Source organism: Sphingobacterium sp. G1-14 (genome assembly GCF_002196555.1).
Classification (GTDB): domain Bacteria; phylum Bacteroidota; class Bacteroidia; order Sphingobacteriales; family Sphingobacteriaceae; genus Sphingobacterium; species Sphingobacterium siyangense.
In genome coordinates this window covers 5940335-5966012 of sequence record NZ_CP021381.1, presented here as the reverse complement: position 1 = coordinate 5966012, position 25678 = coordinate 5940335, and the positions used below count along the sequence as shown (strand labels likewise).

The 25678-nt window shown below is 40.5% G+C and carries 19 protein-coding genes and 4 tRNA genes; 19 read left to right on the top strand and 4 right to left on the bottom strand.

What is annotated here, in order from left to right:
- The first annotated feature begins 5 nt into the window (after window positions 1-5).
- From CBM24_RS25585 to CBM24_RS25535, 12 genes are all read left to right on the top strand, one after another.
- Complete coding sequence (locus tag CBM24_RS25585) at window positions 6-1850, top strand: RagB/SusD family nutrient uptake outer membrane protein (RefSeq protein WP_088163217.1); 1845 nt, start codon at window positions 6-8, stop codon at window positions 1848-1850.
- A 175-nt stretch (window positions 1851-2025) separates the two neighbouring features.
- Entirely contained in the window at window positions 2026-3885 is a 1860-nt protein-coding gene (locus tag CBM24_RS25580) for a PQQ-binding-like beta-propeller repeat protein (protein WP_088163799.1), read from the top strand.
- Window positions 3886-3927: 42 nt separating this feature from the next.
- Complete coding sequence (locus CBM24_RS25575; protein ID WP_232475635.1) at window positions 3928-5754, top strand: glycoside hydrolase family 9 protein; 1827 nt, start codon at window positions 3928-3930, stop codon at window positions 5752-5754.
- Between the two features lie 50 nt (window positions 5755-5804).
- Complete coding sequence (locus tag CBM24_RS27855; protein WP_232475634.1) at window positions 5805-6449, top strand: polysaccharide deacetylase family protein; 645 nt, start codon at window positions 5805-5807, stop codon at window positions 6447-6449.
- 22 nt (window positions 6450-6471) lie between these two features.
- Window positions 6472-7284: an N-acetylmuramic acid 6-phosphate etherase gene (gene murQ, locus CBM24_RS25570; RefSeq protein ID WP_088163216.1), complete on the top strand. Its 813-nt coding sequence runs from the start codon at window positions 6472-6474 to the stop codon at window positions 7282-7284.
- 39 nt (window positions 7285-7323) lie between these two features.
- Complete coding sequence (locus CBM24_RS25565) at window positions 7324-8814, top strand: sodium:solute symporter (protein WP_088163214.1); 1491 nt, start codon at window positions 7324-7326, stop codon at window positions 8812-8814.
- A gap of 119 nt (window positions 8815-8933) precedes the next feature.
- Entirely contained in the window at window positions 8934-9749 is an 816-nt protein-coding gene (locus tag CBM24_RS25560) for a purine-nucleoside phosphorylase (protein WP_088163213.1), read from the top strand.
- 113 nt (window positions 9750-9862) lie between these two features.
- Window positions 9863-11932: a putative porin gene (locus tag CBM24_RS25555; RefSeq protein WP_088163212.1), complete on the top strand. Its 2070-nt coding sequence runs from the start codon at window positions 9863-9865 to the stop codon at window positions 11930-11932.
- A 130-nt stretch (window positions 11933-12062) separates the two neighbouring features.
- Window positions 12063-12140, top strand: a tRNA-Val gene (locus CBM24_RS25550).
- Window positions 12141-12150: 10 nt separating this feature from the next.
- Window positions 12151-12228, top strand: a tRNA-Val gene (locus CBM24_RS25545).
- Between the two features lie 9 nt (window positions 12229-12237).
- Window positions 12238-12312, top strand: a tRNA-Val gene (locus tag CBM24_RS25540).
- Between the two features lie 35 nt (window positions 12313-12347).
- Window positions 12348-12422 (top strand) — tRNA-Val (locus CBM24_RS25535).
- 119 nt (window positions 12423-12541) lie between these two features.
- On the opposite strand, the gene CBM24_RS25530 is transcribed toward CBM24_RS25535, so the two are convergent.
- Entirely contained in the window at window positions 12542-13723 is a 1182-nt protein-coding gene (locus CBM24_RS25530; protein ID WP_088163210.1) for an acyloxyacyl hydrolase, read from the bottom strand.
- A 260-nt stretch (window positions 13724-13983) separates the two neighbouring features.
- Here CBM24_RS25530 and CBM24_RS25525 point away from each other — a divergent pair, with 260 nt between their 5' ends.
- Window positions 13984-16929, top strand: coding sequence for a M16 family metallopeptidase (locus CBM24_RS25525; RefSeq protein ID WP_088163209.1), 2946 nt, complete (start codon window positions 13984-13986; stop codon window positions 16927-16929).
- 206 nt (window positions 16930-17135) lie between these two features.
- Here the strand turns inward: CBM24_RS25525 and CBM24_RS25520 are convergent, their stop codons facing one another.
- Window positions 17136-17657 (bottom strand): NADPH-dependent FMN reductase, encoded by a 522-nt coding sequence (locus CBM24_RS25520; protein ID WP_088163207.1) that lies wholly within the window; start codon window positions 17655-17657, stop codon window positions 17136-17138.
- 227 nt (window positions 17658-17884) lie between these two features.
- Between CBM24_RS25520 and CBM24_RS25515 the strand changes: the two genes are divergently transcribed.
- The 5 genes from CBM24_RS25515 to lepB all read left to right on the top strand — a co-directional run bounded on the left by CBM24_RS25515 (window position 17885) and on the right by lepB (window position 22858).
- Complete coding sequence (locus CBM24_RS25515) at window positions 17885-18682, top strand: ParA family protein (RefSeq protein ID WP_070561294.1); 798 nt, start codon at window positions 17885-17887, stop codon at window positions 18680-18682.
- Window position 18683: 1 nt separating this feature from the next.
- The gene (locus CBM24_RS25510) at window positions 18684-19619 is read left to right on the top strand and encodes a ParB/RepB/Spo0J family partition protein (protein WP_075994480.1); all 936 of its coding nucleotides are present in this window, start codon (window positions 18684-18686) and stop codon (window positions 19617-19619) included.
- A gap of 1 nt (window position 19620) precedes the next feature.
- A complete protein-coding gene (locus CBM24_RS25505; RefSeq protein ID WP_088163206.1) occupies window positions 19621-20343 on the top strand; it encodes a DUF5683 domain-containing protein in 723 nt (240 codons plus the stop codon).
- Between the two features lie 186 nt (window positions 20344-20529).
- Entirely contained in the window at window positions 20530-21273 is a 744-nt protein-coding gene (gene dapB, locus CBM24_RS25500; protein ID WP_075994478.1) for a 4-hydroxy-tetrahydrodipicolinate reductase, read from the top strand.
- Between the two features lie 16 nt (window positions 21274-21289).
- Window positions 21290-22858 (top strand): signal peptidase I, encoded by a 1569-nt coding sequence (gene lepB / locus CBM24_RS25495; protein WP_088163205.1) that lies wholly within the window; start codon window positions 21290-21292, stop codon window positions 22856-22858.
- A gap of 152 nt (window positions 22859-23010) precedes the next feature.
- Here lepB and CBM24_RS25490 read toward each other — a convergent pair whose 3' ends face one another.
- On the bottom strand, window positions 23011-23727 hold the full coding sequence (locus CBM24_RS25490; protein WP_088163203.1) for a pyridoxine 5'-phosphate synthase: 717 nt from the start codon (window positions 23725-23727) through the stop codon (window positions 23011-23013).
- A 60-nt stretch (window positions 23728-23787) separates the two neighbouring features.
- Between CBM24_RS25490 and cdaA the strand changes: the two genes are divergently transcribed.
- Window positions 23788-24582 (top strand): diadenylate cyclase CdaA, encoded by a 795-nt coding sequence (gene cdaA, locus CBM24_RS25485; RefSeq protein ID WP_046672648.1) that lies wholly within the window; start codon window positions 23788-23790, stop codon window positions 24580-24582.
- Between the two features lie 89 nt (window positions 24583-24671).
- Here cdaA and CBM24_RS25480 read toward each other — a convergent pair whose 3' ends face one another.
- The gene (locus CBM24_RS25480) at window positions 24672-25517 is read right to left on the bottom strand and encodes a DUF2911 domain-containing protein (RefSeq protein ID WP_088163797.1); all 846 of its coding nucleotides are present in this window, start codon (window positions 25515-25517) and stop codon (window positions 24672-24674) included.
- Window positions 25518-25678: the final 161 nt, after the last annotated feature.

Below are 25678 nucleotides of genomic sequence, written 5' to 3'. Positions count from 1 at the left end.
TTATCATGAAAATTAAAACAAAATTCTTATATATATTATTAGGTTCCTCAATGGTGTTGTCAAGCTGTAACAGCTTGTTAGATCGCCCGTCTTTGGATCAGATTACAGATGGTTCGGGGCTTTATTGGAGGGATGAAAATGACCTGAGGTTATTTGCGAACGGTTTTTATACGCAATATTTCAACGGCTACAATAGTTCCTTTACGACGGATTATACGCCAGTAAGGGGGTATACCTTTTCAGACGATTTGACTTTTAGTGGTCAACAAGCTAATTTTGAAAATGCTATACCTGATACGCGTTCATCCACATCTGAAGTTGCGGCATGGCTTGATACGTATGCTGGTCCCACATGGAATTATTCGTGGGTTCGCAAATCCAATATTTTCTTGAATAGAATAGAGACTATTGCTAAGCCGAACTTAACCACGGCTCAATATAATCACTGGACTGCTGTTGCGAAATTCTTTAAAGCTTTTGAGTATTCGAGGTTGGTCTCTGTTTTCGGGGATGTTCCATATTTTGAATCTGAAGTAGCTGCTTCTGATTTTGATACGCAATATAAAGATCGTGATAATCGTGGTGTCGTGATGGATCATGTGTACGATGACTTTGTATATGTATTACAGAATATGAAAGCCGATGATGGTGCAAATGTGTTGAATAAGTATATTGCAGCGTCTTTTATATCACGTTTGATGTTGTTTGAAGGTTCTTGGCAGAAATACCACGGTCTTGATCAGGCAAGAGCAAAGAAATATTTGGAGCTTGCCCAAAGTGCAGCGGAGGTTGTTATGAGTTCAGGTAAGTATTCATTTACTGCTGATTTCAAAAGTTTGTTTTCTTCCCAGGATTTAGCTACCAACAAAGAAGTGATTATGTATCGTAAATACGATGCATCCGTTAGTGTGCTGCATGCAATCGGATCTTATCAAAATGGCGTTGAGGCACAGGCCACAGCTCCAAATTTAAAATTGATCAAGGAATTTATCTGTGTTGATGGTAAGCCTTATTCTTCATCATCACTCGCTAGTGCGACGGATTTTTCGTTAAGCAAGTTGGCGACCTCTCGTGACCCACGTTTTGAGGCTTCCTTTGATACGGATTTGAACTCCAAGGCTTCAACATTTGTCTATGGAACAAAGTATGTCGCTCGCAATGGTTATAAGATAACAAGTGCAAATCCTGATTATGCTAAGTGGAATTCAAATACCAATACATCAGACGCTCCTGTTATACGTTATGGAGAAGTTGTGTTAAACTGGATTGAAGCAAAGCAAATTTTAGCCGAAAACTTTGGTGGTGCAGCTGTTACACAAACAGATCTCGATAAGTCAATCAATGCAGTAAGAAATAGGCCGCTTGACGAGGTTGCTATAGCTAAAGGAGTGACAAAGACTGCGCCGTTACAGATTGGTTCAATTGCTAATGATCCAGCTAGAGATGCAGATGTAACACCGCTAATGTGGGAAATACGTCGTGAGCGCCGGATGGAATTCGTGTTTGAATACTCGCGATTGCTGGATTTAAAGAGATGGAAAAAGCTGGGTTATATGGACTTTTCGAAAAGTACGGATTATTTCACGGGAATTTGGGTTGATGTAGCAAAGCAGGCCCCGGATTTCTTAAAATCTAACTATGTTGGCGTCACCAAAGTGAGGAAAGTGGATGGAACCGTAGTGACTTATAATGGTTCTAATGCTGCCGATATGGTTGGTTTTATAGTGGTTCAAAATGCAGCAAATAGAAATGCCGTGGATGATAAATTTTATTTAGCTCCAGTGGGTAAAGCGCAAATTGTTGACTATGAGCAAAGAGGGTATAAATTAACACAAACTAAAGGGTGGTAATTTAATCCACATATTATGAGGCCTTGTCTATGTTTTTAGACAAGGCTTTTTTGTGTCCATGATAGCCGAGGCTGTCGAAAACAAACCTAAATCTATATCTAAAATACTTTGCATAAAAACGCATTTTTATTTTATTATTATGCATAAAAACGCTATTTTTAAGAAAACATTACGCATGAGGTTTCCAATTATCACCTTTTTTATTGCATTATCCTGCGTTTTTAACGTTGTGATGGCGCAGCAGTCCTTCAAATTTGCCCACGTAACAGACACGCATGTCGGTGGTGCAACAGGAGAGGAGGATTTGCGACGTACTGTAAAGGACCTGAATACATTGAAAGATATTGATTTCGTTATACTTTCTGGGGATATCACCGAGTTTGGCGCTGATCATGAGTTGAAGCTTGCAAAGCGCATCTTAGATAGTTTGCAGCTGCCCTGGTATGTGATTCCGGGAAATCACGATGGAAATTGGTCTGAAAATGGAGCCAATACATTTCGCACCGTTTTTGGTGGTGAAACCTTTTTCTTTAAGCATAAAGGTTACGCATTCATTGGAACCAATTCAGGACCAAATATGCGTATGAGCCCTGGTCAGATTCCTCGTGAGAACCTGGTCTGGATGGATTCCATTTTTGCAGCGAATCCGGATAATCAGTTGCCATTGATCTATATTAATCATTATCCACAGGATTCTTCGCTAAATAACTGGTTTGACGCTTTAAAAAGAGTTAAAACGCGGAATGTTCAATTGGCGCTTTGCGGACATGGTCATGCCAATAAATTATACGATTGGGAAGGAATTCCGGGGGTAATGGGGCGGTCTAACCTGCGTGCGAATAAAGCGGTTGGCGGCTATAATATTGTGACCATCGCCGATGGTAAAGCGAGTTATCAGGAGCGTAATCCCGGTGTAGGGATGCAGGAGAAATCTTGGGTTGTTGTCCCTCTATTTAATCATCATTATGAAAATGAAACGGTAAGCTACCCGAGACCAAGTTATGCTGTGAATGCAAAATATGCAGATCAGGTTAAAGTCAATTGGACGTTTGAAGATGCTAGTGATATTGGGGCGGGACTAGCTGTTTACAAAAATAGCGTGATTACATCAAATACCGCTGGCGATATCTTTGCGCTTGATTTAAAAACGGGTAAAAAGCTATGGGCATTTCGCACCGGTGGTAAAGTTTATTCTACGCCAGCTGTGTGGAAAGGGATTGTCGTGGCGGGATCATCGGATCATGCAATTTATGCGGTAGATGCCCGTAATGGCAAGTTGTTGTGGAAGGTACAGACTGAAAAGGCGGTTTTGGGTTCGCCCCTGCTACATAATGGCGTGGCTTTTATCGGTGGTTCGGATGGTAAGTTTAGCGCACTGGACATCAAGACTGGGGTTGTAAAATGGAGTTTTGATCAGGTCAAAGGATTTGTATCGACCCTGCCAACGTATTATTTGGGAAATGTAATTTTTGGCTCCTGGAGTAATGGATTCTATGCTTTGAATGTCAATACAGGTAAGCTGTCCTGGGAATGGAATAACGGACAGGCTAATCGGATGTTTTCGGCGGCGGCATGTAATCCCGTGGGCGTAAATAATCGTGTTTTTGTAGTTGCGCCGGATCGTTTTATGACAGCACTGGATGCGAAAACGGGGGCGGTCATTTGGCGGGAAAAGAAAGATACCATTCGGGTGCGCGAGTCTATGGGGCTGGCTGCAGATCATAAATTGGTTTATGTGAAGACGATGGACGGCGATCTTTTAGGTATTTCAGTTGCTGGGAACAGCATGGATGTTGCCTGGAAGTCCAAGCTTAAATTGCCCTACGAATTGACGCCTTCTGCAATTACCTCCAATGGCAAGTTGGTATTTGTGCCGAGTCATTCGGGTTTGCTATCCGGGGTTGACGCAAAAACAGGCGCGGTAGTATGGCAATATAAAATATCCAATGGAATGGTTAATCCTGTAGCGCTAAATGGCAGAAATACGGTGATAGCGAGTACGATGGATGGCAAAATAGTTTCATTACAGTTTTAAGCAATCGATTGAATTGATCTTTTTGAAAATAAATGCCTTGATATGATAAAAAAATGTCTAAACTTCTTAAATTTACGTCAAGCTTTTTTGCTTGTTTTTGCATGTTTTGTTTGTAACTTTGCGAAAGCACAGCAAAATGCTTGGATTAGAATAAACCAATTGGGCTATACTCCGGCGGGCAAGAAGGTCGCGGTATGGGGCGGGAAATCAATCAGGCAGCTTCGTTCTTTTGAAATTAAAAATGCAGAAACGGGTAAAACAGTCTATGTGCATCCTGTTGGAAAAGATTATGGAGCTTATGGTCCTTTTGTTCAGAGCTTTCGTTTGGATTTCTCTTCTATGCAGGATACAGGACGCTTTTTTGTTCAGGCTGGAGATGTGAAGTCTCCAACATTCCGAATTGCGCGAGACGTTTATAAAGGAGCGGCAGATTTTGTACTGCGTTATATGCGGCAACAACGCACATTGTTTAACCCTTTTCTGAAAGATAGCTGCCATACACATGATGGATTTGCGCTTTATGCAGGAAAGGTTGGTATTCCCGATAGTTCCCATATCGATGCGGGTGGAGGTTGGCACGATGCTTCTGATTATTTGCAATATGCGACAACGTCGGCAAATGCGACATTTCATCTGCTAGCGGCTTACCGCGATTTTCCAAAGGTGTTTGGTGATCTAAAGCAAGCAAATGGTCTTGATGGAAAAAACGGTCGTGCCGATGTACTGGACGAAGCGAAATGGGGCTTGGATTGGTTGTTGAAAATGCATCCTAAAGCCAATCAAATGTACAATCAGATTGGTGACGACCGGGATCATGCAAGCATGCGGATGCCAAAGGAAGATCCCTATTATGGTCGTGGATTTGAAAGACCGGTGTATTTTATCGATGGCGAACCACAACAGCGTGGTAAGTTTATGAATAATACGACGGGGACAAGCTCTACTGCTGGTAAATTTAGTAGTGCTTTTCGCCTGGGGGCGATGTTGTTTGACAAAGAGGATGGTAAATATGCAAAGCTGCTTTCGAAGAAATCGGAAACGGCCTATGCTTATGCCAATATAAAACCAGGCGTGACACAGACAGTTTCTGTGAAATCGCCTTATATTTATGCCGAAGATAATTGGGTGGACGATATGCAGTTGGCCGCTGCAATGGGGTTTTCGGTGACAAAAAAAGAAAAGTTTGCACGAGAAGCCTTAGGCTACGCACGGCAAGAAAAGATTACACCTTGGATGGTAAGCGATACTGCTGCACATTATCAGTGGTACCCTTTTATCAATCTTGGGCATTATGAGTTGGCAAAAGGATTAAAAGGACAAGATCGCGAGGAGATTGTTTCCTATTATAAACAGGGGATTGAGGAAGTCAATCGGAGAGCCGAAAAAAATGCATTTTTTCGCGGAGTTCCCTTTATCTGGTGTAGCAACAACTTAACGGTATCCTTTGCGATCCAATGTCTCTGGTATAAAGAATTGACGGGAGATGCACATTTTGATGAGCTAGCGCAAGCAAATTTTGACTGGTTATTTGGGACGAACCCTTGGGGCACGAGTATGGTATATGGTCTTCCATCTGGGGGCGATACACCTGTTGATCCGCATTCGGCGTTTACCTTTCTTGGAAAGCATCCGATCGATGGCGGTTTGGTTGATGGGCCCATTATGGCATCCACGTATCGCAATCTGATCGGTATCAAGTTGAATAATCCGGATAGCTATGCGGAGTTTCAAAGTGATTTGGCGGTCTATCATGACGACTACGGAGATTATAGTACGAATGAGCCGACAATGGATGGTACCGCTTCGTTGATTTATTTGTTGGCTTCAAAGGAGGGTAAGGCAATGGAGGAGCCGACCGGAAAAAAGTAACACGGGATGTTTTCGGAGCTATTGTCCGGGGCGACTCGACAAAGCGGCAGGTGGCTCTGGTGTTTACTGGTCATGATTTATCTGAAGGTACAGCTGAGATATTGACGAGTCTAAAACATAATGGCGTTAAAGGCTCTTTTTTCCTGACAGGTGATTATCTCAGAACGCCAGATTTTGAGCCGTATGTCCGTCAGATGTTAAACGATGGTCATATGGTTTCGGGGCATTCGGATAAACATCTTCTGGTGAGTGACTGGGGGAGTAGGGATGTTCTTTTGGTGAAGCGTGACTCTTTTGTCGCTGATCTAAAGGCAAATCTGAAAGCTCTGGAACGCGTGGGCGTTCAAAGAGAGCAGCTGTCCTATTATATTCCTTCTTATGAATGGTATAATAGTGAAACAGTCGATTGGGCAAAAGTAGTTGGTCTACATTCGATTAATTATACACCAGGAATACGGACTGCGGCTGATTATACTTATCCAGAAATGGGGGCTCGTTATGTATCGTCGGCAGCGATTCTCGACAATCTCTGGTCTTACGAAACTCGATATGGGCTCAATGGATTTCTGATATTGATTCACATGGGAACCGATGATCGTCGGAAAGATAAACTGTATCATCATTTGGATGATATCATTAGCATATTAAAGGGGAAAGGGTATCAACTTGTGGATGTGCCCGATTTATTGAAATAAAGAAATACAATATATACTAATAATGGTAAATACAACGGAGAAAGATTCGAATTATCAGGATTTAGACAAGATGTCTGTGCATGAGTTATTGACAAATATCAATAATGAGGATAAATCTGTGCCACTTGCTGTAGAGCAGGCTATCCCTCAGATTGAAGCATTGGTCAAAGTGACTGTGGAGAAAATGAAGGCTGGTGGTCGAACTTTTTATATCGGCGCTGGTACAAGTGGTCGTTTGGGCGTGTTGGATGCGTCAGAATTACCTCCGACTTACGGCGTTCCATTTGAATGGATCATTGGACTGATTGCTGGTGGTGATACTGCAATTAGAAAAGCAGTCGAATTTGCAGAAGATGATCTGGAGCAAGCCTGGAAAGATATGGAAGCGTATGATATTGATGAAAACGATGTTGTTATCGGTATTGCGGCCTCAGGAACTACACCTTATGTTATTGGTGGATTAAAAACGGCAAACGAGAAAGGACTTGTGACAGGATGTATTGTCTGTAATGGGGGTTCTCCGATTGCTGAAGTAGCGCAGTATCCGATTGAAGTCATTGTTGGGCCAGAATTTGTTACTGGGTCTACGCGGATGAAATCGGGTACAGCACAGAAACTTGTTTTAAATATGTTCAGTACTGCAGTGATGATCCAATTGGGTAGGGTAAAAGGGAATAAGATGGTCGATATGCAATTGTCAAACCATAAGCTGGTCGGTCGTGGTGTACGTATCATTATGGATCAAACCGGGGCGCTGGAAGAAGAGGCTGCGGCTTTACTTGAACAATTTGGTAATGTAAGACAGGCAATTGAAGCTTATCAGGCTACCCATTGAGTATAACCTACTAAAAATCACCTATTTTAAAAACAAACTATGTCACCAGTAATATTATTATCTTTTATAATAATCTATTTTGCAGTTCTGCTTGCTGTAGCTCACTTCACGTCGAAGGGGGCTTCCGATAACTCTACTTTTTTTGTCGCAAACCGGAACTCTAAATGGTATATGGTCGCCTTTGGGATGATCGGTACCGCGCTCTCCGGTGTAACTTTTATTTCGGTTCCCGGCGCAGTCGGTGCGTCTGAATTTAGCTATTTTCAATTTGTTCTTGGGAACGCCGTTGGTTTTGTCATTATTGCCTATGTATTGCTTCCGCTCTATTATAGAATGAATTTGACTTCCATCTATACCTATTTGGAAGAACGTTTTGGGCACACCACGTACAAAACAGGTGCTGCTATTTTTCTAGTTTCCCGTACGATCGGTTCGGCATTTCGTCTTTACTTGGTGGCAATCGTATTGCAGCATTTTATTTTTGATGCCTGGAATGTGCCTTTCGCAATTACGGTTGTTATATGTTTGGTGTTAATCTGGATGTATACAAATAAGGGCGGTTTAAAGACGATCATTGTAACAGATACCCTACAGACTACCTTTTTAGTGACTGCAGTAATTCTTTCCATTTATTTTATGGCAAAAGGATTAGATTTTGGTATTGTGGATACTTTCGAGGCTGTGAAAGAAAGTAGCTACTCTAAGATCTTTTTCTGGGATGATTTTGTTGGCAGTAAAGCAAATTTTTGGAAACAATTCTTGGGAGGGATTTTTGTGACCATTGCAATGACGGGGCTTGATCAGGATCTGATGCAAAAGAATTTATCGATGGGGACCATTAAAGAGGCGCAAAAGAACATGATTACGTTTACAAGTGTATTTGTGGTTATTAATATTTTCTTTTTGGCTGTCGGTGCTTTGTTGTATATCTACGCGGCCAAAAACGGAATTGATGTCACTCAACTGGCAACACGTGATTATTTGTATCCAGAAATTGCATTAAACCACTTGGCTATTGTTCCTGCAATCATCTTTATGATGGGATTGACGGCGGCGACTTTTGCAACGACAGATAGTGCGCTGACTGCCCTAACGACATCTTTCTGCGTAGACTTTTTAAACTTCAATAAAAAAGAAAATCCCAATGATCCAGCGCTGATCAAACAGCGTAACTATGTGCATTTTGGTTTTTCCATTGTGATGTTGTTGGTTATTTTGGTCTTTAAGCTGATCAACGATGATTCGGTCGTCAATGCAATCTTTACTGCGGCGAGTTATACGTACGGACCTTTGTTGGGCTTATTCGTTTTTGGAATATTCACAAAATATGCCGTGCGGGATAAGGCTGTGCCCTATATCTGTGTGCTTTCGCCTACCGTATTATTTTTGCTTAAAACCTATGTTATTGAGGTGTACACACCGTATGTTATCGGATTGGATTTGATCATTATAAATGGTTTTATCACGTTTGTGATGCTTTTGATCAGTTCTCCAGGTAAAGCAAGTGAAAAAGCATTGTCCCACAATTAATGTAATTTGGTTATAAAAAGTTTCTCCATTGGTGAGAAGATGTAAATACAAGTATTGATTTTGATTTGTACGTACAGAAAAATTAAGTTAAGTTTGATATACTTAGTTTTTCTGTACGTATGTATCATAGCATAAATGAGACTACGGAATTTATCCGTAGAAAAATTGGAGATTTTGCTCCAGAATTCGGTATCATCCTAGGTACTGGTTTAGGTAAATTGGTTGATGAAATTGAAGTCGAGTATCAGCTGATGTATTCCAATATACCTAATTTCCCTATTTCAACTGTTGAATTTCATTCTGGTAAGCTTATTTTTGGAAAGTTGAGCGGACGCAATGTGGTCGCTATGCAGGGAAGGTTGCATTACTATGAAGGTTATGATATGCAGCAGATTACATTTCCGATCCGGATCATGAAGGTTTTGGGGGTGCAGAAATTGTTTGTTTCCAACGCTGCGGGATCCCTGAATCCTGATGTGAAAAAAGGTGACCTTGGAATTATTGAAGATCATATCAATTTATTGCCGGATAATCCGCTTCGCGGACAAAATTTGGCTGAGTTTGGACCACGATTTCCGGATATGAGTGAGCCTTATAACCGAAAGATGATCGAGCAGGCTCTTGAAATTGCAGCCAAACATGCTATTGCTGCGCGAAAAGTTGTTTATGTTTCTTCTGCAGGTCCAAATTTGGAGACAAAAGCTGAGTATCGCTATATGCGGCTTATTGGTGGCGATGTAGTGGGCATGAGTACCGTTCCTGAAGTTATTGTCGCTAATCATATGGCTCTTCCGGTATTTGCTATTTCTGTTGTTACGGATGAGGGCTTTCATGAACAACTTAAACCTGTCTCGTTGCAGGAAATTGTCGCTGTTGCGGAGAAAGCGGAACCTAAAATGACATTAATTTTGAAAGAATTAATAGCTTTGCAATAAATTGCATCTTCATGTAACACCGGTGAGGGAGAAGGTTGTTGGATTTGTGTGGGGTGAAGTGTAATTGGTTCATTCAGGTGAATTTAGCTTTTTTGGTTTTTATATAATTTTAGATGAAGTTGATCGTACGCATACTTGCCGCATGGTGTGTTTTATTTATTTATTCCGTGGATGTTATTGCGCAGAGCAAAGAGGATTGGAGCAGTGCATTGGATTCGGCGAGAGCCAAGGAGGATGGAAAGAAGGATTCTGTTATCCTGTCTGCAAAGTATATCCGATATGCAACGTTGGATATGCTAAAAAAAGGCACTTATACACGGCAGATTGATACGTCACATCATAATTATCAATATTATAATCCGCAGAATTTACCCTGGAATCCCAGTGTGAACCTTGGAGCCTATGGGCTTGCCACACGGGATCTATTGTTCCAGCCTAAAAAGACCATTGGCTTTCAGTCTGGTTTTACAGCATTGGAACGTTATTTATTGAACCCCGATTCGGTCCAATATTTTAGGGCCCGTGCGAGGTACTCCGAATTGTCTGCGGTAGGATTCTTTTTTAATGATCAGGTTTTTAGAGCTCGGGTGGCCCAGAATATCAATTCCCAATGGAATATGAATGTCGATTTCCATTCCACCAAAACGGATGGATTTTACCTTGGACAGAATTACTCCGATTTAAAAGCTTCGGTGGCATCCTGGTATGAATCAAAAAATAATCGCTATAATTTGTTGATCAATGGGGTATTTAATCGTTTGGATGCCATGGAGAATGGTTCTATTACGGAAGATCTTCCATTTGCGCCTGGAAATAGACAATCGCCGGACCGATTTATACCAAAATTCTATGATGCGAGTAATACAAATATACCTCGGTCTAAATGGTGGGATAATTCATTTTTCCTGAGACAGTCACTTTATTTGGGGCGATTGGATACGATCGATAAAGGTAAGCCTACGATGGAGATCCGTCCAACGAATAGCATGGCACATAATACCCGCATCCGAAGGCAGACTTATAGTTTCTTCAAGAACATGGATGACCAAAATGCAGCTTTGCCATACAATAATAGGGCATTGGCGCTAAACAATGATAAGACGCTGATCACGAATGTTTCCAATGAATTTGAATATAACTTTTTTCTCAGAGGAAAGTCGGTCTTTAAGAACGAGGCAAAGTTGAATTTGGCTTTTCAGCACGATATGAACTGGGTAGAGCAGAATCAGTTGGACTCCATGCGGTATTATAATAATACTTCAGCTTATCCACAGCCGCTGAAGAAGCTGCCGGATAGCACGACATTTGATCGTTTTTATCAGAACGGGATCGTGAAAGGTGAATTAGGGTATAAGTTTTCAGATCGACTTGATTTTAGTTTAAAAGCGAATCAAATCGTATTTGGCCACAACTTTGGAGATTTCTTGTATGAAGCTAAAGCGGATATCTCGATGGGGGATAAAATCGGAAAGGTGACGTTGTCAGCTTATTCACAGAACAAATCCCCGGAGATGGTTTTCGAGAATTTGAATTATACCTACGGAAAATGGAATGATTTAGATCTTAAAAAGACGAAAATTCAGAATCTGGGTTTTCAATATGCCAATCCGATGCTTGGTTTCCATGGCAAGGTGGAGTATTTTCTGATGAACAATTATACCTATTTCGAAGAGTTGTCCAATCCACAGAACGATCCGAAGAAAGATAAATGGATTGTTCCTGCACAATTGGATAAAGCTAATTTGTTAAAGGTAACCGTTGGACAAAAATTTAAATTAAACCATTTTACCTTCGATAATCTTGTGGTCTATCAAAAGACAGATCAACAGAACACACTGGCTGTTCCGGAGCTGTATACCTGGCATAGTTTGTATTACAGTAACCTGTTTTATAAAGTTATTGATTATAGTATCGGTCTGGACGCAAAGTTCAACACACCCTATGCCAATCCGAATTATTCGATTGGGACAGGACAGTTTTACAATGCTTACAAACAGATTGAGTTTTCGACATATCCGATCATGGATTTATGGATTACAGCGAATATACAACGGGTAAATATGTTTTTGAGTTATAATTTTTTAAATCAGAACTTCTATCCGCATGGTTACTATACGGTCAGACGTTATCCGATGAATAGTGCTAATTTTAGGTTTGGTATTTCTTGGAAGTTCTATGATTAAAAATTATTTCGGTGTTTCTTAGCTTGTTGTGATATTAAAGGCATAAAATCTTATAAAATAATTTTGAGAATAGAATTTTTAAGCTATATTTGCACACGCAATTAGGGAACGGCGTTCTTTAAAAAAGTATGGAGGCTTAGCTCAGCTGGTTCAGAGCATCTGCCTTACAAGCAGAGGGTCACAGGTTCGAATCCTGTAGCCTCCACCATACAAAAGTCGGAGAATTAGCTCAGCTGGTTCAGAGCATCTGCCTTACAAGCAGAGGGTCACTGGTTCGAATCCAGTATTCTCCACCAATCCAAAACGGAGGCTTAGCTCAGCTGGTTCAGAGCATCTGCCTTACAAGCAGAGGGTCACAGGTTCGAATCCTGTAGCCTCCACAAAAGCATCATCAAATGGTGCTTTTTTTTCGTTAGGGGGTTTAGCTCAGCTGGTTTAGAGCACTACCTCGACAAGGTAGGGGTCACTGGTTCGAACCCAGTAATCCCCACGATAAAAAAAAGCGTTCTTCATGAACGCTTTTTTTTATGGGCTGAATGCGCTGTAAATTTGAAAGTCCCCGATCCGGTATTCAATCTGTCTCGGGAATCCCTCGCGTTTATTTTCTTACTATTTCCGTTTCTTACCTAGTTTAATTCCGTAACCTGTCGTCCATTCAATAAAATCAGCTTTACCGCCATGGGCTTTAATGGAAACACCGGCAAAGAAATCTTTGTATACTTTATAACGTACACCTGCTCTTAAATACACGGGCATGCTTTCGCCATTGAATTCGTTGCGATGAAGGTAGACTCCTACATTTCCGTTGATGTATAGACGTGAATTTAACACATGATCAATGTAGAATGCTGGGCCGTAAGAAAATAGGGCTGAGAATTTCCCGGCTTGATCGCCGGCAACCTTCTCATCGTTTCCGCTAGCTGAATAAAATGCATCGAACCCAGCGCCAAGCCGCCATTTGTAGCCGAAATGCCTGCTGTAGTATGCGCCTAATGTAGATTTAAAATATTGGCCATCGTGTTCGCGGTCAATCTGTTTGAAGCCAAAGGCATAGTTGAAATGGAGTTCCTCTGTTTTCTCCAGTTGTGGAATACTTGTTTTTCTGTAATCAAAAGGTTTGTTTGTTGGTGTATACGAAACAGATAGGCTCAAGGGGACGAGGTTTATCCCGGTGTTCGGTAATGCCAGGGCTCCATTGCTGAAGTGATGAAAGGCTGCGCCGGCCCCAACCTGGAAGTTTTTATTTAGACGGTAGTTGGCCTGAAGTCCAAGATCAATAAATACATTGTTTTTGCTGCCAATAAGTAGGTTGAAAGGATTGTCTTCTTCATTATAGGGGTTGAATCTGCCAGAGAGACCGAGTGCAATCCGATAGTTGAAATTCCACCTCGAGTTTACTTTTGGTCTAATGGGAATGGCGACAAAGCCATAGGCCGCGAAAGGTCGTCCGAGGTGTTCCTGACCAAAAGTACTACTGTAGATTCCGATGCCGTATATCGGATAGTTGTATATTTCATTGTAAATGCTCTTTAATGAGTCTTGAAACTGAGTTTGAAAACCGACTCTGAAATTTAGTCCACTATAGTATGAGTCAGCAAGGGTTTCTTTGGAGCGCTCATTGAATTTGAGTTCGCCCCCGCTTTCATGTTCAAGTTGAAATATAAGTCTCGTCTTGGCTGGGGTACGGCTTTGTAAAGTGTCTTTCGGATTCTCTATTCGGGGTGTGACCTGTGCAGTGGCACGAAAGGAGAGTAGTGCCAGGGCCACAAAAGCAAGTATTCTTGATCTCATGAAATAAAACGTTAGCGTTTTTTAAAATTTTTGCAAAAATAAGAATGATATATCATTGTAACAATAGTATTTAAACAGTAGCGAAATCTAGATGTAAAAAATGCCATTTTTCAGCCACATCTTGTCGGTTAGTGGCGAGAGAAACTGGGCGGCTTAACCATCAGGATCTCAAATGGGTAAATAATTATTGTTTATGTCTTTAATTGTATTGCATATAAAAAGCAATTTATCTAAGTTTGAAGTGAAAAGAAAAAGGAAATATGATTAAAAACCTATTTAGAATTACTGCTGTTACGTTTGCACTAACAACAGCAGGGGGTGCTTTGTTTGCCCAAAACACCAAATTTGATTGGAAAGAAGCATCTGAGGGGGGGTACACCTACAAGTATGTAACCAACGATCCTACACATTCACGGTTTTATAAGCTAAAAAATGGCTTAACTGTGATTTTGAGTCCGACCAAAAAAGAACCACGTATTCAAACTTACATTGCAACAAAGGCGGGGAGTAAAACAGATCCGAAAGATCACACCGGTTTGGCTCATTACCTCGAGCATATGTTGTTCAAAGGAACGGATAAATTTGGCTCTAAAGACTGGGCAAAGGAGAAACCTTTGTTAGATCAGATTGATGCGCTCTATGAGAAATACAATGGTACAACAGACGAAACCGAACGGAAAGCAATCTATAAGGAAATCGATAAAGTATCTGGAGAAGCTGCGAAATATGCTATTGCGAATGAGTATGATAAATTGATGGCATCAATGGGAGCGGAAGGTACCAATGCTTTCACTTCATTTGAGCAGACTGTTTATCAGGAGCAAATTCCTAGTAATGTAATGGATAAGTACCTTGCTGTACAGGCAGAACGGTTTAGATATCCGGTATTGCGTCTGTTCCATACTGAGCTGGAAGCTGTATATGAAGAGAAAAATATCAGCTTGGATAAAGATAATCGTAAGGCTGTGGAGTCGATGTTTTCAGCAGCGTTTCCCAATAATAATTACGGAAAGCAGACGACAATTGGTACGGTAGAGCACCTTAAAAATCCGTCTTTGAAAGCGATTCGTGAATATTTTCATACCTATTATGTCCCTAATAATATGGGGGTGATAATGTCGGGGGATTTTGATCCTACCGAGGTGGTGAAAAAGGTGGATAAGACTTTTGCTTTTATGCAGGCGAAAGAAGTTCCGGCCTATACTTTTGATGCGGAGAAACCAATTTTAACTCCTGTTGTCCGCGAGGTTAAAGGTCCGGATGCTGAATTTATGTTAATGGGATTCCGTTTTCCTGGGGCTGCGACAAAGGATGCCCGTATGCTTAATCTGATGAGTCAGATCTTGACAAATGGTTCTGCTGGTTTGATTGATCTGGATTTGGTGAAGAATCAAAAATTATTAGGTGCAGGTGCTTTTCCTTATGTGTTAAAAGACTACTCTTTGCTCCTGTTGCAGGGTAATCCTGGTCAGGGACAGAGCTTGGAAGAGGTGCAACAGCTGCTGTTGCAAGAATTGGCGAAATTGAGAAAAGGTGAATTCTCGGATGATTTGATTACAGCCATTGTCAACAACGCGAAGAAAGATGAAATCAAACAGAATGAAAGTTATGGTGACCGGGCTGAATCATTGATGGATGCCTTTACTTCGGGTCAGGATTGGGCGTCTGTTGTGGGCTATTCGGATGAATTGAATAAAATCACCAAGCAAGATGTAGTGGATTTTGCTAACAAATACTTGAATGACAATAATTATGTAGTTGTTTATAAGCGTAAGGGCGTTGATAATAATGTTGTTAAAGTTGTTAAACCTGAGATTACTCCTGTAACGGTGAATCGTGATGACCAGTCTGAGTTCTTGAAGCGGGTTGAAGCAATGCCAGAGGATAAAATCCAACCGGTATGGGTCGATTATAATAAAGATATTCAGAAAGCTACAGCGAACGGTTTACCAGTACTTGCTGTAAAGAACTCAGATAATGAGCTGTTTTCGCTGTCTTATCGTTTTGATGGTGGAAAATGGAGCAATAAGTTACTTTCATTGGCTGCGGGCTATCTTGAGTTTTTGGGTACAAAAGACAAATCCAGTGAGCAATTCAGCAAGGATTTCTATCAATTGGCTTCTGATTTTTCGGTGTCTGCAGGAAATGAGGAAACCATGGTGTCGATTTCAGGTTTGAATTCCAACTTTACGGCTACATTGAACTTGATTCAGGATTTGTTGCGTAATTGTGTTGCTGATCAGGAGGCTTTCAAAATGTATATTGCCCGTCTTAAAAAAGCGAGAGCAAATGCGAAAGAAAACAAGGGCGCGATCATGGAAGGCCTAAAATCTTATGCTAAATATGGCGCTAAAAATCCGTTTAATAATGTGTTTACAGATGCGGAATTGGATGCTTTAAAAGCGGAGGATTTGGTGAAGGCATTGCACGATTTGGCTAATATGAAACATACGATGCTTTATTTTGGCCCGTTAACTGCCTCGGAATTTGTAGCGAAAGCGAAACCTTTGAAACAAGGTGCTGGAGAGTATGTTCAGGCGAAAAAGGCGGTCGTGTTTGCAGAATTGCCAACAAGCAAGAACCAGGTCCTTTTTGCTAATTTTGATATGAAGCAGGCTGAAGTGTTTTGGTATAGAAGTTCAGGAGTATACAACAGTGCCTTAACACCAACTGTTTCATTGTTTAATAATTACTTTGGTGGCGGAATGGGAAGTATTGTCTTCCAGACTATCCGTGAATCAAAAGCATTGGCTTATTCAACTTATGCTTATTACGGACAGCCTTATAAAAAGGAAAATCACTATACTGTTGGAGCCTATGTTGGGACGCAGGCCGATAAATTTAACGATGCGATTAAAGGCATGAATGAGTTGCTGGATGTGTTGCCAGAAAGTGCTAAGGGGCTGGATATTGCTAAAGTAAGTCTGGAAAAATCAATTGCCAGTGAACGTGTATTGAATGCTTCTATCTTAGGTAGTTATCTGGCTGCACAACGTTTGGGAAATGCAACTGATATTCGTAAAGTTGTCTATGAGCAAGCGCCAAAATTAACTTATGGCGATCTAAATACTTTCCACAAGAAAGAAATGAGTCAAAAGCCGTACGTTTACTGTATTGTAGCGAAGGAAGAAAGTCTTAAGCCAGAAGATCTTGCGAAACTGGGCGAGGTTAAAAAGCTGGATCTTAAAGAGATCTTCGGCTATTAGATCCCGGATGGCTTGTCTTCAGAATTAGATTAGCGTATGAAATTAAAAAAGCCTCCGGTGTTTGCCGGAGGCTTTTTTTGTATCAGGTTTTGTGATGCCCTTTGTTTTTTTATGCTTGTTTCACGCTACAGAATCCTTGTTTCACTGTTCGTGAGTAGGATTAGTTTTAGGGTGAATTCGCTATCGTGGCTACTAAAACTAGCGTATTAAAACCGGATAATCTCCTCAATCTGTTCGTTGATAAATTGCAGCGTATCTTCTTTGAATAACTGCCCTTCATCATTCAGTTCGTTCTGAACATTGGGTAGAAAGATCTTGAGGGGAAGCACGTGCATTCTTAAGTAGTGGCATATGCCGGTCAGATGATCGATGCCGCGGAGGTTGCCATAGCGTCCCGAAGATAGTCCGACCAATGCAACTTTCTTGTGATAAAAGCTGATCGGAAAAGTGCAGCAATCGATAAAAAGCTTGAGCGCTCCTGGTATACTTCCGTTGTATTCTGGTGCGATAAAAATAAACAGATCCGCTTTACTGATCTTTTCTTGGATAGGTTCAAATGCTGTACTTCTTTTGCCATAAAGATCTGTTTCTAAAATGTTTGCTGGTAGATCTTCCAACGAAAAGATGTCACTTTCAATTGACTTACGGTCAAGTAATTGCTGGTAGCACTTTGCTATTTTTAACGTCTTACTATTGGGACGGTTTGTTCCGGATATTATTAAAATCATTGTGTTGTTGATACTTATAAAAAGCGCAGTTTCAAAGTGGATACATATCTTGATTTTTTGTATCTTAGCATCCTGAGGATATGTGCTTTCGATCAATCAAAAGTACGAAATATGCTGAATTTGTTTTGTTAATTTGAATTACGGATAAAAAATTTGGCAAATTGATCTTCAAAAAAGTGAAATGTAGTATAAAAAGACATTTTAATTAAGAAAGGTTTTCATTCAAGATGGGAAAAGTAATTGCAATCGCAAATCAAAAGGGTGGGGTCGGAAAAACCACAACGTCAATTAATTTGGCGGCTAGTTTGGCGGTTTTAGAATATAAAACATTGTTGGTCGATGCAGATCCCCAAGCAAACTCTACTTCTGGGATTGGCTTTGACCCTCGTACAATCAGCGCAAGTGTATACGAATGTTTGGTAAATGATTTGGATCCTCGTGAGGCGATTCAATCAACAGAAACACCAAATTTGGATCTTTTACCCGCTCATATTGATTTGGTTGGGGCAGAAATTGAGATGATCAATATGCACGAAAGGGAGTACAAGATGAAAAAGATCTTGGATCAGGTGAAACAGGATTATGATTTTATTATCATCGATTGTTCGCCTTCCTTAGGCTTAATTACAATCAATGCACTATCTGCTTCAGACTCAGTCATCATTCCGGTACAGTGCGAATACTTTGCCCTAGAAGGACTTGGTAAGTTGTTGAACACAATTAAAATCGTTCAAAACCGTTTAAATACAAGTTTGGAGATCGAAGGAATTTTGTTGACCATGTATGATGTTCGTTTAAGATTGTCAAATCAGGTGGTCGAGGAAGTAAAAACACATTTCACAGATTTAGTTTTTGATACGATTATTCAGCGAAATACCCGTTTGAGCGAAGCTCCAAGCTTTGGAATTTCTGTTATCATGCATGATGCGTCCTGCAAAGGGGCAATTAATTATTTGAATTTGGCACGCGAGATTTTACAGAAAAACGGGCATCTTAATGAAATGAATAAAACAGTAACCGCATAATATGGCAGCACATCAGCGTAAAACAGGACTGGGAAGAGGTTTAGGTGCGCTATTAAACGATAGTGTAGAAGTTCCTGCTAAAAGTAATCAGCAAGTGGAAGAGGCTCCTCTAGTTACATCAACTGCTGTAAAAACAACAAAAGAGAATGGCAGTATCAGCCATGTTCGTGTAGAAGAAATATCTGTCAACCCTTTTCAGCCGCGTACGGAATTTGATCCGGTTGCCTTACAGGAGTTATCGGAATCAATTATTTTACAAGGATTAATTCAGCCGATTACCGTACGTAAAATTTCGGACGGTAATTATCAGTTGATCTCCGGGGAGCGACGTCTCCGCGCTTCTCGCTTGGCCGGTATTACCGAAATCCCAGCGTATATCCGTACCGCCAACGACCAGCAGATGCTGGAAATGGCCCTGATTGAGAATATTCAGCGGGAGAACCTAAATGCGATTGAAGTAGCCTTGAGCTTTCAGCGCATGATTGAGGAATGTAATCTAAAACAGGAAGAATTGGGGGAGCGAGTCAGTAAAAACCGTTCTACTGTTACAAATTATCTCCGTTTATTAAAACTCCCACCTGTCATTCAAGCGGCAATACGTGATGGAGCATTGACCATGGGACATGCTCGTGCCTTGATTAATATTCCTGAGGTTGATAAACAGCTTTATATCTTTAAGTTGATTATTGATCAAGGTTTATCCGTTCGTAAGGCGGAGGAGTTGGTTCGTGAGTTACAAAAAGGCGGTAAGAAAAAAGCCGGGAAAGATAAAGCTCCGATGTCTTTTCAATTGCAGAAGATTGAAGATGATCTGGCTTCGAAATTTTCTTCTCGTGTCAAATTGAATCTGAAGAGTACAAAAGGAAAAGGAGCAATTGAGATTCCTTTTGAATCGGAAGATGATTTAAGTCGCATTCTTGAATTGTTAGATTGGTAATATGGCCAAGTTAATAAGCTTGATATTTGCGGTGTTTGCACTGTCGGTGGTACATGGACAGACTGTGGATACAATTCCTAAGAAACAAATAACACCCGTCAAAATAGATAGCATAAAGCAAAAATCGGTACAGGATACCGTAAAGAAGGAATCTCGGAAGGAACGTAAAAAACGGGAGAAGGAGGAGGCTAAGGCGAAAGAGAAGGTTGTATTCAAGGATTCGACACGCTTGGCTATTGAAGCAAAAAATAAACAGGCTTGGAAACGTTCTTTGGTCCTTCCAGGCTGGGGACAATATACCAACGGTGGCGTTTGGTGGATAAAAGTGCCTGCAATCTATGGTGGCTTAATAACAACCGTACTTGTTTTTGATTTTAATAACCGTTATTATAAGGAATTACTGGGGGTGTTACAGGACAAAGCTCTTGGTAAGCCTATTGATCCTTATTACATCGGAATCTCAGACCAATCTATCATCCGAGCAAAAGATAATGCGCGGCGAAATCGAGACCTCATGGTGCTACTTACGTTAGGTGTTTATGGCCTGAATGTCGCAGAGGCTTATATTGACTCGATGCTTAAATATCGCTGGAGCATTGGCGACGATAAACCCAAAAAGACTGCTTTCTTAATTGGACCTACTTTAATGGATGCGAGTCTCGCGTCGGGAACTTATTCATTTAAACCTACTGTAGGACTTAAATTAACCATGAAATTCAATTAACTTCCGTATTCCTAAGGTGGATATTTCGATTGGAAATGATTGTTGATCAGGGTTTATCTAATTTGTCTTTTAGTGAATATTGCATATACACTGCTCGTTCAGATTGATGTTTGTGGTTTTTAAACATGGGTATTTCATTGGAATTTTTTAATTTTAAAAATAAACTATACTTTTTTTTCTAAATATATGAACATCATTCTCTTGGGATATGGCAAAATGGGGCAGATTATCGAAAGATACGCACTGAAAAGAGGCCATCAAATTTTTTTAGTTGTCGATGAACATAATCGTCCTAACCTGACTGCTGATGATATCAAAGGGGCTGATGTCGCAATAGACTTTAGTGTACCTTTCGCGGCACTGGATAATATGAATCTTTGCCTTGAGGCAGGTGTACCTATTGTCGTCGGAACAACCGGTTGGTATGATCAACTGGAGGAAGTTAAGGCGAAGTGTTTGGAGGCTGATGGTTCCATTTTGTATGGATCTAACTTTTCCATCGGAGTGAATGTATTCTTCCATATCAATAGAATGTTGGCGAAGGCCTTACAGCCGTACAAACAATATGATGTCCAGGTAGAGGAGATACATCACATTCACAAACTGGATGCACCTAGTGGTACAGCAATTACGATTGCTGAGGGGATATTGGATAATAGCGATGTGAAAACCAACTGGGTGAATACGGTTATTGGTGATCAGGATGAAATTATTCCAAAACCACAGGAGCTTTTAATTGAAAGTCATCGTATCGAAGAGGTTCCGGGAACACATACGGTACTTTATAGTTCTGAGGTTGACCAAATAGAGTTTAAGCATACCGCACATAGCCGCGATGGATTTGCCTTAGGAGCTGTAGTTGCTGCTGAATGGTTGAATGGCAAAAAAGGTTTCTATCAGGTTACTGAAATTTTTGATTTTAATAAATAGTATTAATAAGTAGATTATGGGCTTAATTATATTTGCGGTTTTAACAGCAATATCGGGATATGGACTGTGGCAATTGTTTGTTAAAGCTGGCAGAAATGGCTGGGAAGCAATCGTACCTTTTTATAGCCAGTATATTCAGGCGAAATTGACAGGAAGACCTACATGGTGGGTAGTTTTATTGCTCGTACCGATTGTCAATGTCTTTGTTTTCTATAATCTTTACCTTGATTTTATCCATTGCTTTGGAAAACGCCGTTTTTGGGAGAATGCTGCTGCAGTTTTAGTACCTTTTATTGTTCTGCCAATGTGGGCAAAGGACAATAACGTACGTTTTTTGAATGGCTTATATGCTAAGAATTTAAAGGCTGCAAGCCAAGAAGGTCTTGAATTGACTGAAGAGAAGCGTGCCGAAATTGCACTCGAATCTTATAAAGAATATAAAATTAAATATCCGTACAAGAAATCGATGGTACGCGAATGGGCAGATGCCATTGTATTTGCAACCGTAGCGGCATCGCTTATTCGTGGCTTCCTGATTGAAGCTTATATGATTCCAACAGGATCTATGGAGCGTACCTTGTTGATCGGGGATTTCTTATTTGTGAGCAAGTTAAATTATGGCCCCCGTGTTCCTAATACGCCGATTGCCTTTCCTTTTGCGCATCATACGATGCCCATCACTGGCGGAAAAGCATATTCTGAATTGATTGAGCTTCCTTATAAACGTTTGCCAGGATTTCAAAAAATTGAACGTAATGATGTCGTTGTTTTCAATTTTCCTGCGGGTGACACTGTCGCGCTTGAAAACCAAAATTCAAGTTATTATGATCTTGTTCGAGTTTATGGTTGGCAGACTATCAATTCTCAGTTTACAATTCAGGCAAGACCTATCGATAAGAGGGAGAACTATATTAAACGCTGTGTTGGATTGCCTGGCGATAAGATTTTCATGAAAGATGCTAAACTCTTTGTGAACGATCAACCAGGATTTGATCCTCCAGAAAGCCAATTGGACTATCTTGTATTAACGGATGGTACCCCATTAAATATGGATAGATTACGGGAGTTGAGAATAGAAGCGGTCGGTGGCGATCAGCAGCCTGGCGTTTATCAGTTGTTCATGACAAAAGATGAACTAGCCATTGTAAAATCTTGGTCGAATGTCAAAGAAATCAGAAGGAATCCTGTTGGAGAAGGAGCTTATCCGTATGATCCACAATACAAATGGAATTTTGACAATTTTGGACCGATTTTAATCCCGAAGAAAGGATGGACAGTGGCATTAAATGCACAGACTCTGCCCATTTATGAAAGAGCTATCCGTGTTTACGAGAATAACAAGTTAGAAAAACGTTCGGATGGGATCTATATCAATGATGTGAAAGCAGACCATTATACGTTTAAAATGGATTACTTTTGGATGATGGGTGATAATCGCCATAATTCCCTGGATTCAAGGGGCTGGGGATTTGTTCCCGAAGATCATGTTGTCGGAAAGGCTTTATTTACTTGGATGAGCTGGGATGACATTGGTACAGGACTTTCGAAAATTCGCTGGAACCGTATCTTTAAAGGAATTCATTAATAATTGCAAGTTCAGCAATAGTTTTGCTATTTTGAGGGTAATAAAAAGGGCTTTCGTTTAAGAAAGCCCTTTTCTATTTATGCATTTTTGTGCAATTCGGTAGATCACAAGAAGCTCATTTATAAAGTTAGCGCTCTTCGCCGAACATGCTATTACTTCAAACAAGCCAGATAACGTTTGATTGTTTCTTCTAATCCTTGGTATAGTGCATCAGAGATGAGGGCATGGCCAATACTTACTTCCAGGAGTTCAGGGATATGTTGGTTGAAATATTGCAAATTGTTGAGATCTAAGTCATGGCCCGCATTTAGACCTAAACCGACTTCACGTGCTTTTAATGCAGCTTTGAAATACGGTTTTATAGCGAGTTCCTTGTCAAAGCCATATTCCGTGGCAAAACCTTCTGTGTAAAGTTCAATGCGATCTGTTCCTGTTTCTGCCGCAGCCTCTACCATTTCTTCAACCGGATCAACAAAAATAGAAACACGTATACCTGCATCTTTGAACAATTTGCACATATCTTGTAGGTAGGCTTTGTTCTTAATGGTATCCCAGCCATGATTCGAGGTCAATTGTCCTTCGGTATCTGGCACTAAGGTTACTTGTGCTGGTTTATTGGCCAATACAAGGTCAATAAATTTCTGTTCCTGGCAATTTCCTTCAATATTGAGTTCGGTCTGGATTGCTGCTTTTAAGTCAAAGACATCCTGATAGCGAATATGTCTTTCATCAGGTCTCGGGTGGACAGTGATACCCTGTGCTCCAAAACGTTCACAGGCTAATGCTGCAGATACTAGATTAGGATTATTGCCACCTCTGGAATTTCTGAGCGTTGCGATTTTATTGATATTTACTGAAAGTCTAGTCATTTTCCTGTATGTTATGTTGTAAAAATACAAATAATATCTATTTTTTTTTAACTTGCATATATGGATGGAATCGACTATAGCCTGTTTAGCGGCTTTCGCCTATTGGACGTTATTGATATCATATTGGTAGCGATTATTATCTACTATATCTATAGTTTGATTAGAGGGACCATTGCTGTTAATATCCTGATTGGTGTAGCACTGTTTTATGGTGTTTATATAGTCGTTAAGCAGATGCACATGCGTTTACTGACCGAGATATTCGGCGGTTTTATATCTGTAGGGTCCATTGCATTGATTGTCGTGTTCCAACAGGAAATCAGGCGGTTCTTACTGCACGTTGGGAAGAACATATCCATGAAACGGAAAAAAGTTTTTTGGTCATTTATCGGGAATAAGAAAGCTATACAAAAGGATTTGACGGAAGACTTAAAACCGGTTATTGAAGCCTGTAGAAGCATGTCGCGTACACGGACAGGTGCTTTATTGGTTTTTTCAAAATATTTTGATGAGGAGTATTATCAGAGTAGTGGTGAGTATATCGATGCCCATATTTCGAAGCGCCTGATTGAAAGTATCTTTCATAAAAATAGTCCTTTGCATGATGGAGCAGTCGTTATTGTTGATTTTAAGATTATGACAGCATCTTGTGTGCTACCATTGTCGGATAGTGAGGATTTGCCGCTGCAATTCGGACTACGCCATCGCGCTGCTATTGGGGTGACGGAAATCTCGGATGCGATTGCTGTTATTGTCTCTGAAGAGACCGGTGAGATCTCTTTTGCGAAAGACGGAAATGTCAATATGAACGTTTCACCAGAAGAACTTGAGCAATTGCTAAAAGACGAGCTATAAAACTAAAAGCCGATTTATAAAAAAGGCTTTAAATGCAATGCCCCCAAAAAGTGAGATACTTTCTGGGGGCATTTTTTAGCTATAAATACCTATTTCTTTGCAGCGTTGATAACTTGTGTGTTCAATTTGATGTATTCACTATTTTTATCTGCTGTGGCAACTTCAAGACCTTTCGTTGCAGTTTCTATTGCACCTTTTTTATCTCCAGCTTTTAATTGAGCTTTTGCTTTCCAATAAAGGACGTGGGCAGCTTTAGGTTGAGCTTTGGCGGCTTCGTCATACCAGTTTAGCGCTTTATTTAGATCTAAGTTATTACTGAAGTAATATTGGGCTGCGGCAAAATAAGGTTTTTTCTCGCCCTTCATAGCTTCGTCGATGGAAGCTAATATTTTAGCCTGTTGATTGACTTTGAGATCAACCTTTACTGACGTTTTTTCCCAAGCCAAACTCAATACAGCACCTGTAGGCGTAACATTGTCGAAAGAAATGCTGAAAGTTTCTACTGGATTTGCTAGCGTATGAGGTTTCACATTGAAGCGCAAAGCATCTTCACTTTGTTTATAGGTATAGGCGCCCCATTGTTTTGTGTTTTTACTGATGATGATCGTCCATTCCGATTTGTTGGGGATTGTGAAAAGAGCATAGGTTCCGGCGGAAAGCTTGTGTCCATTCAGCTCAACATCCCCTTCAAAAGTTAATGTGGTATTTGTATTTGCACCTGTGCGCCATACTTCGTTGTAAGGAACAAGATCACCAAAAATCTTACGACCGTTCACGCTAGGTCTGCTGTAATTAAGGGTTACGTTTTCAATACCTAAACCTTGTGTAACTGTCTGTGAGCTACTTGCTGCAGGTAGCTTTAGCTGAGCAAAAGATTCGTTGACCGTAAACATCATTGTTGCGGCAATGGCAATTGCAAAAAGATTCTTTTTCATCTGTATCATTGTTTGTTTGTTGTATGCTTAATCCTGTGGTTCAATATGCTCTTGATATGCATTTGATCATAACTTCTATTTCTCCTGTTGAAAAACAGAAAATCTGATTATAGCATGGCTGTAATATTTAATGGCTCTTACAGCATCTATCTCCTAAAAAT